Origin of the sequence: Rhodovarius sp. (genome assembly GCF_040399605.1) — a bacterium.
Taxonomy (GTDB): Bacteria; Pseudomonadota; Alphaproteobacteria; order Acetobacterales; family Acetobacteraceae; genus Rhodovarius; species Rhodovarius crocodyli_A.
Map to the genome: position 1 here is coordinate 1 of NZ_JBBARU010000122.1, position 5,916 is coordinate 5,916.

A 5,916-nucleotide genomic window follows, 5' to 3' on the forward strand; every position below is an offset into this window, starting at 1 on the left:
ATTTTCGCGCCCTGACCGGCAATATCTGCCGCGAAGCTGCGGCGCTTTCCCCCCATCGCCCTGGCACGCCCCATGCAACGGTCTCGCCGCCGCGCCACCCCGGCATTTCCGTCGGGCGGCATGAGGAGAGCCTGACGATGTATGCCAGCCTCGCGATTCAGCCGCCGGTGCAAACGCCGAGCAACACGGCCGCACCCAACGCGGCCTCGGCATCCGTGGCGGCCGAGGCCCAGGGCTTTGGCGAGGCGCTGCGCCGCGCCGTGGCCTGCCCCGTGGGCCTGGCTGGCCTCGGTGCCATGGCCGCCGAAGCACCCGCCGCCACCCCCGGCGCCACCCCCACCGCTCCCCCCGCCCTGGCATTGGCCCCCGGCAGCGGTGAGGCGGCCGAAATCATGGAACTGGCCGCCCTCTTGCCGGCGGCATTCGCCCTGGCCGCCAGCGAAGCCGAACCCGCCTCCGCCCCCGAAGCCCAGGCGGCGGATGACATGGCCGAGGCTTTGCAGGGCTCGAACCCAGCCGCGCCGGCAGCTGATGGGCTCGCCGCGATGCTGGGCCTGGTGATGATGCCGCCACCCATGCCCGCCCCCGCAACCCCCGCCATGGCCGCGATGGCGCCCGCAGCCATGGTCGCCGCCGCCACCCCCGCCCCCACCCCCGTCCCCGCCACTATCGCGCCTGAGGCGGCGCCCGCTGCCAATCCGCTGCAGCTCAAGGCGGCATCGCAGCGCGGCAGCGCCGCCGCGGCGCCGGGGGGGGCGGAACACGCTCTGCCGGCCGCTGAGGCGGCGCCTTCAGCCACAGCGCCAGCGCCCTTGGCCCCGATGCCGGCGGCACCCCCGCCGGGGGCGCATGCGGCTGCGCATCATGCCCCGGCCCCGCCGGCCCTGGCCCCCCAGGCTGAAGCGAGCGCCACCGCCGATACCCAGCCCGCCCTATTGCCCGCCATGCCCCAGCCCCCGGGCCTAGCCCCGCGCGAGGCAGGGCCTGCCGCGCCCATGCCCCCGGCCCGCCAGGTCATGCCCATGGCCATGGCCATGCTGCTCTCGCCCGGTGCGACGCCCACGCTCTCCGTCACGCTGGATCCGGCGGAGCTGGGCCGTCTCGAAATCCGGGTTGGGCGTGAGGCGGGTGGTGCCAGCCTGCGGCTGATCGCCGAGCGGCCGGAAACGCTGAGCCTGCTGGTCCGCGATCAGCGTGACCTGCAGCAGGGCCTGGCGCAGAGCGGCATCACGCTCAATGCCGATGGCATACGCTTCGAAATGGCGGAGCAGGATGGCCATGCCCGGCAGGAGCAGCAGCGCCGGCCAGGCAGCCGCCGGCCCCAGGGGGAGGCCAATTCCACCAGCCCGCAGCAGGCCTTCCAGCTCTCGCTGCTTGATATCCATATCTGATCGGAGGAAACCGCCATGAGTGCCAGCCTTGCCAACACCACCGCCAGCGCCGCCGGCACCACGGGCACCAGTGGCCAGCGCCAGACCAGCGGCAAGGCCATCAGCGGCCTGGGCACGGATTTCAACACCTTTCTCACCCTGTTGACGACGCAGTTGCGCAATCAGGACCCATCCAATGCGATGGATGTGAACAAGATGACCGAGCAGCTCGTGCAGTTCACCGCCGTCGAGCAGCAGGTGCAGACCAATAGCAATCTGCAACAGCTCATCACCCTGCAGCAGGGCAATACAATGACCACCGCCTCGGGGCTGCTGGGCCGGGTGGTGGAGGTGGAGAGCCGCCAATTGGCGTTGCAGAATTCCCAGGCCGCACTCCGCCTGCCCGCCGCTGGTGCCGCCCGCAGTGCGGTGATTCAGGTGACCGACCAATCCGGCCGGGTGGTGAGCGAGGCACGCCCCACCCTCACCGCCGGGGCCACGAGCACATGGAGCTGGGATGGCCGTGACAGCAATGGCCGGCAATTGGCCGATGGCAGCTATGGCTTCACCATCCAAGGCCGTGACGGCAATGGCGCGATGGTGGCCATCAGCGCGGGCGTGCTGGCCCGGCCCACCGGGGTGGAGCGCGGCGCGGATGGGGTGACCCTGCGCTTTGGGTCGCTGGCGCTGGGCTATGACAAGCTGCGCTCGGTGCAGCCCTGATGGCGCGGGGCTGATCATCGGGTCGGATTTTCCTGGCCGGCTTAACCTTCCCGCAACCATGCCCGGCATATTCTGCCGCCATGCCGGATAGAACGCATCACCTTGCCGCGGGCACCTCGCCGCAGAGCCCTGAAGGGCGCTTCGCTTGAAGGCCATGCTGGCCAATCTGCTGGCGCTGGGCCGGCTGCGCCTGGTCGCGCTGGGCGGCGTGGCGGCGGCGCTGCTGCTGGGCATCACCCTGCTGGCGATGCGCGGTGCATCCCCGCCCATGGCGCTGCTCTATGGCGATCTCGATACGCGTGATGCCGGTGCGGTGGTGCAGTCGCTCGAGCGGGCGCGCATCCCCTTCCGCATCACCGGCGGCGGCACGCAGATCATGGTGCCGGCCGAGGATGTGGCCAGGCTGCGCCTTTCCCTGGCGCGCGAAGGCCTGCCCGCGGGCGGCAGCGTCGGCTACGAATTATTCGACCGCAATGAAAGCCTGACCACCACCCCCTTCCAGCAGGATATGAACCGGCTGCGCGCGCTGGAGGGCGAGTTGCAGCGCACCATCCGCAGCCTGTCAGGCGTGCGCAATGCGCGGGTGCATCTGGTGATGCCCCGGCGCGAGGCCTTCTCGCGTGAGAGGGCGGAGGCGCAGGCCTCCATCGTGCTGAGCATGCAAGGCAGCCAGCGGCTGGACCGGGATGGCGTGCAGGCGGTGCTGCACCTTGTGGCCACCGCCGTGCCCGGGCTGCAGCCGCGCAATATCTCCATCATCGACAGCCGGGGGGAGTTGCTGGCGCGCGGCGGGCAGGCCTTGGGCGGCGCTGCGGGGGCTGCGACGCAGGAGGAGATGCGCCGTGGCCAGGAGCTGCGGATGGCGCGCGGCATCGAGGAGATGCTCGAGCGCACGCTGGGCGTGGGCCGGGTGCGCGCCGAAGCCTCGATCGATCTCGATTTCGAGCGTGTGGAGCTGCGCGAGGAGCGCTTCGACGCCGATAATCAGGTGCCACGCAGCACCCAATCCAGCAGCGAAACCAGCCGTGGTGCGGAGCCGGGCAGTGTTTCGGTGGCCAATAACCTGCCCGGAAGTGAAGCCAATACTGGCAGTGCCAGCACCGAATCGCGGCAGGAGGAGACGACCAATTTCGAGATTGGCCGCACCACCCGCAATTCGTTGCGTGAACATCCGGTTATTCGCCGCCTTTCGGTGGCGGTGCTGGTCGATGGTGTGGCCGAGCCGGTGGAGGCGGGCCCGCCGCGCATTCGCGAACGCACGGCCGAGGAACTGGCAAGGCTGAGCACGCTGGTGCGCGGCGCCGTGGGCTTCAATGAGCAGCGCGGCGATAGGGTTGAGGTGGTCTCCATGCGCTTTGCCGAGCCCGAGGCGCCGCCGCCGCCGGGGATGCTGGGCATCGATCTGCCGCAGGCGATGGTGGCAAGGCTGGTGGAGACGGGGGTGCTGGCGCTGGTGGCGCTGCTGGCCATTTTGTTGGTGGGCCGGCCGCTGGCGCGGCGCCTGGCCATCGCGCTGGCGCCGCAGCCGGCGCTGGCCGGTGCCATGGCCGCACCCGCCCTGAACAGTGCCGGCCAGCCGATGATGGCGGCTGCGCTGCCCGACGCCACGCCTGGACAGGCCTTGGCAAGGGCCGAGCAGGATGGCGGTCTGGAGAAGATCGAGACCCATGTCCGGCCCTCCTCCATCCAAAAGCTGGCGGCGATCGTGCAAACCCAGCCCGATGCGGCGATGACCGTGCTTCGGGGCTGGATGTCGGAGGATGACGACCTATGAGCCGCTTGCTGAAAGGCGCGAATAAGGCCGCGGCCATCATCCTGGCCCTGGGCGAGGAGGATGCCGCACCGCTCTTCGAGCGGATGCATCAGGATGAAATTCGCGACCTTTCGGCCGCCATGGCGGCGCTGGGGCCCATGGCCCCGGCCGAGGTGGAGGCGGTGCTGAACGAATTTTGCGAAACCATCGGCCAGCCGGGCAAAATCTTCGGCAGCCTGGCCAGCACCGAGCGCATGCTGCTCAAGACCCTGCCGCCCGACCAGGTGCGGCAAATCATGGAGGATCTCAGCGGCCCGGCCGGCCGCACCATGTGGGAAAAGCTGGGCAATGTGAATGAGGCGGTGCTCGCCAATTACCTCAAGAATGAATACCCGCAGACCATTGCCGTGGTGCTGTCCAAGATCCGCCCCGAGCATGCGGCGCGCGTCCTGTCCCTGCTGCCCGATCGCCTCGCCATGGAGGTGGTGATGCGCATGCTGCGGATGGAGAATGTGCAGAAAGAGGCGCTGGAGGGTGTGCAGCGGACGCTCAAGGGCGAGTTCATGTCCAACCTCGCACGCACCCAGGCGCGCGACAGCCACGAGATCATGGCCGAGATCTTCAACAATCTCGACCGTGCCTCGGAAGGGCGCATCATGGCCTCGCTGGAGGAGCGCAATCGCGAGAGTGCCGAGCGCATCCGCAGCCTGATGTTCACCTTCGAAGATCTTCGCCGGCTCGACGGCCCAGGTATCGCCACGCTGTTGCGCGCATTTGATAGCGAGAAGCTCCTGTTGGCACTCAAAGGCGCCTCGCCCGAACTGCGCGAATTGTTCCTCAGCAATATGACCGGGCGGGCCTCGAAGCTGATGCGTGACGATCTCGCCGCCATGGGCCCTGTTCGCCTCAAGGATGTGGATGTGGCGCAGGCCGCCCTCGTGGTCGCCGCCAAAGAACTTGCAGCCCAAGGCCAGATTACCCTGGCCGAAGCGCGCGATGAGGAGATGACCGAATGAGCGACACGCCCGAAGCCTTCCAACCGGCCAGTGCCACCGAACTCGCGGCCAAGCGCAGCGGCGCCATGGGCCCGCGCGATGTGGAGGCGGCCTATGACATTCCGGTGCAGGTCTCTGCCGTGCTGGGGCGCGCCACCATGCAGGTGTCGCAATTGCTCAAGCTCGGCCGCGGCGCGGTGGTTGAACTCGACCGAAAACTGGGTGAGGCGGTTGATATTTATGTCAATAATCGCCTTGTCGCACGCGGCGAGGTGGTGATGGTTGATGATAGCCGCCTAGGGATCTCGATGACCGAAATCGTGAAATCCGACAGGGGCGGCTGATGGCACGCCTGCTCATCATCGGCACGCTGGAGGGGGAATTGGGCCAGGCGGGCCGGCTGGCCCATGCCCGGGGTGCGCGGCTGCTGCAGGCCGATGGCACCATGGCGGCGCTGGAGGTGCTGCGCAGCCAGGGCGCTGACCTTGTCTTCTGCGACATCGCCCATGACGTCGCTTGGCTGGTGCAAACCCTGCTGGAGGAGCGCATCGCCACCCCCGTCATCGCCTGCGGCCGTACTCATGATGCCGAGGCGGCGTTGCGGGCGATTCGCGCCGGCGCACGGGATTTCCTGCCCCTGCCGCCCGATGCTGAGCTGATCGCCGCCATGCTCGCCGCCGTCTCCGGCCATGATGACGCGCCGGTGGTGCAGGATGGCCAGATGCGCGCGCTGCTCGAGCGTGCGGCGCAGGTCGCGCGCAGTGAGGCCTCGGTGCTGATCACCGGCGAGAGCGGCACGGGCAAGGAGGTGATGGCGCGGCATATCCATGCCGCCTCGCGCCGCGCCCGTGGGCCCTTTGTCGCGCTCAATGTGGCGGCGCTGCCGGAAAGCCTGTTGGAGAGCGAGCTGTTCGGCCACGAGAAAGGCGCCTTCAGCGGCGCTGTCGCCGCCCGGCGCGGCAAGTTCGAACAGGCCGATCGCGGCACCATCCTGCTCGATGAGATCGGCGAGATGCAGCCGCATTTGCAGGCCAAGCTGCTGCGCGCCATTCAGGAGCGCGAGGTGGACCGGCTA

General features: G+C 68.9%; 6 protein-coding genes. All 6 read left to right on the top strand.

Annotated features, from left to right (window positions below):
- Window positions 1-1,391, top strand: a 1,391-nt coding sequence (locus ABWP84_RS17805; protein ID WP_353213366.1) for a flagellar hook-length control protein FliK, incomplete at its 5' end; no start/stop codon positions are given.
- Window positions 1,392-1,406: 15 nt separating this feature from the next.
- Window positions 1,407-2,093, top strand: coding sequence for a flagellar hook capping FlgD N-terminal domain-containing protein (locus ABWP84_RS17810; RefSeq protein WP_353213367.1), 687 nt, complete (start codon window positions 1,407-1,409; stop codon window positions 2,091-2,093).
- A gap of 154 nt (window positions 2,094-2,247) precedes the next feature.
- Window positions 2,248-3,867: a flagellar basal-body MS-ring/collar protein FliF gene (gene fliF / locus ABWP84_RS17815; protein ID WP_353213371.1), complete on the top strand. Its 1,620-nt coding sequence runs from the start codon at window positions 2,248-2,250 to the stop codon at window positions 3,865-3,867.
- Window positions 3,864-4,862: a flagellar motor switch protein FliG gene (fliG, locus tag ABWP84_RS17820; protein WP_353213368.1), complete on the top strand. Its 999-nt coding sequence runs from the start codon at window positions 3,864-3,866 to the stop codon at window positions 4,860-4,862. The genes fliF and fliG overlap by 4 nt, the downstream gene beginning before the upstream one ends.
- Entirely contained in the window at window positions 4,859-5,185 is a 327-nt protein-coding gene (gene fliN, locus ABWP84_RS17825; protein WP_353213369.1) for a flagellar motor switch protein FliN, read from the top strand. The genes fliG and fliN overlap by 4 nt, the downstream gene beginning before the upstream one ends.
- Window positions 5,185-5,916: sigma 54-interacting transcriptional regulator (locus ABWP84_RS17830; RefSeq protein ID WP_353213370.1), on the top strand; the 732-nt coding region annotated here is incomplete at its 3' end. The genes fliN and ABWP84_RS17830, both read left to right, overlap by 1 nt.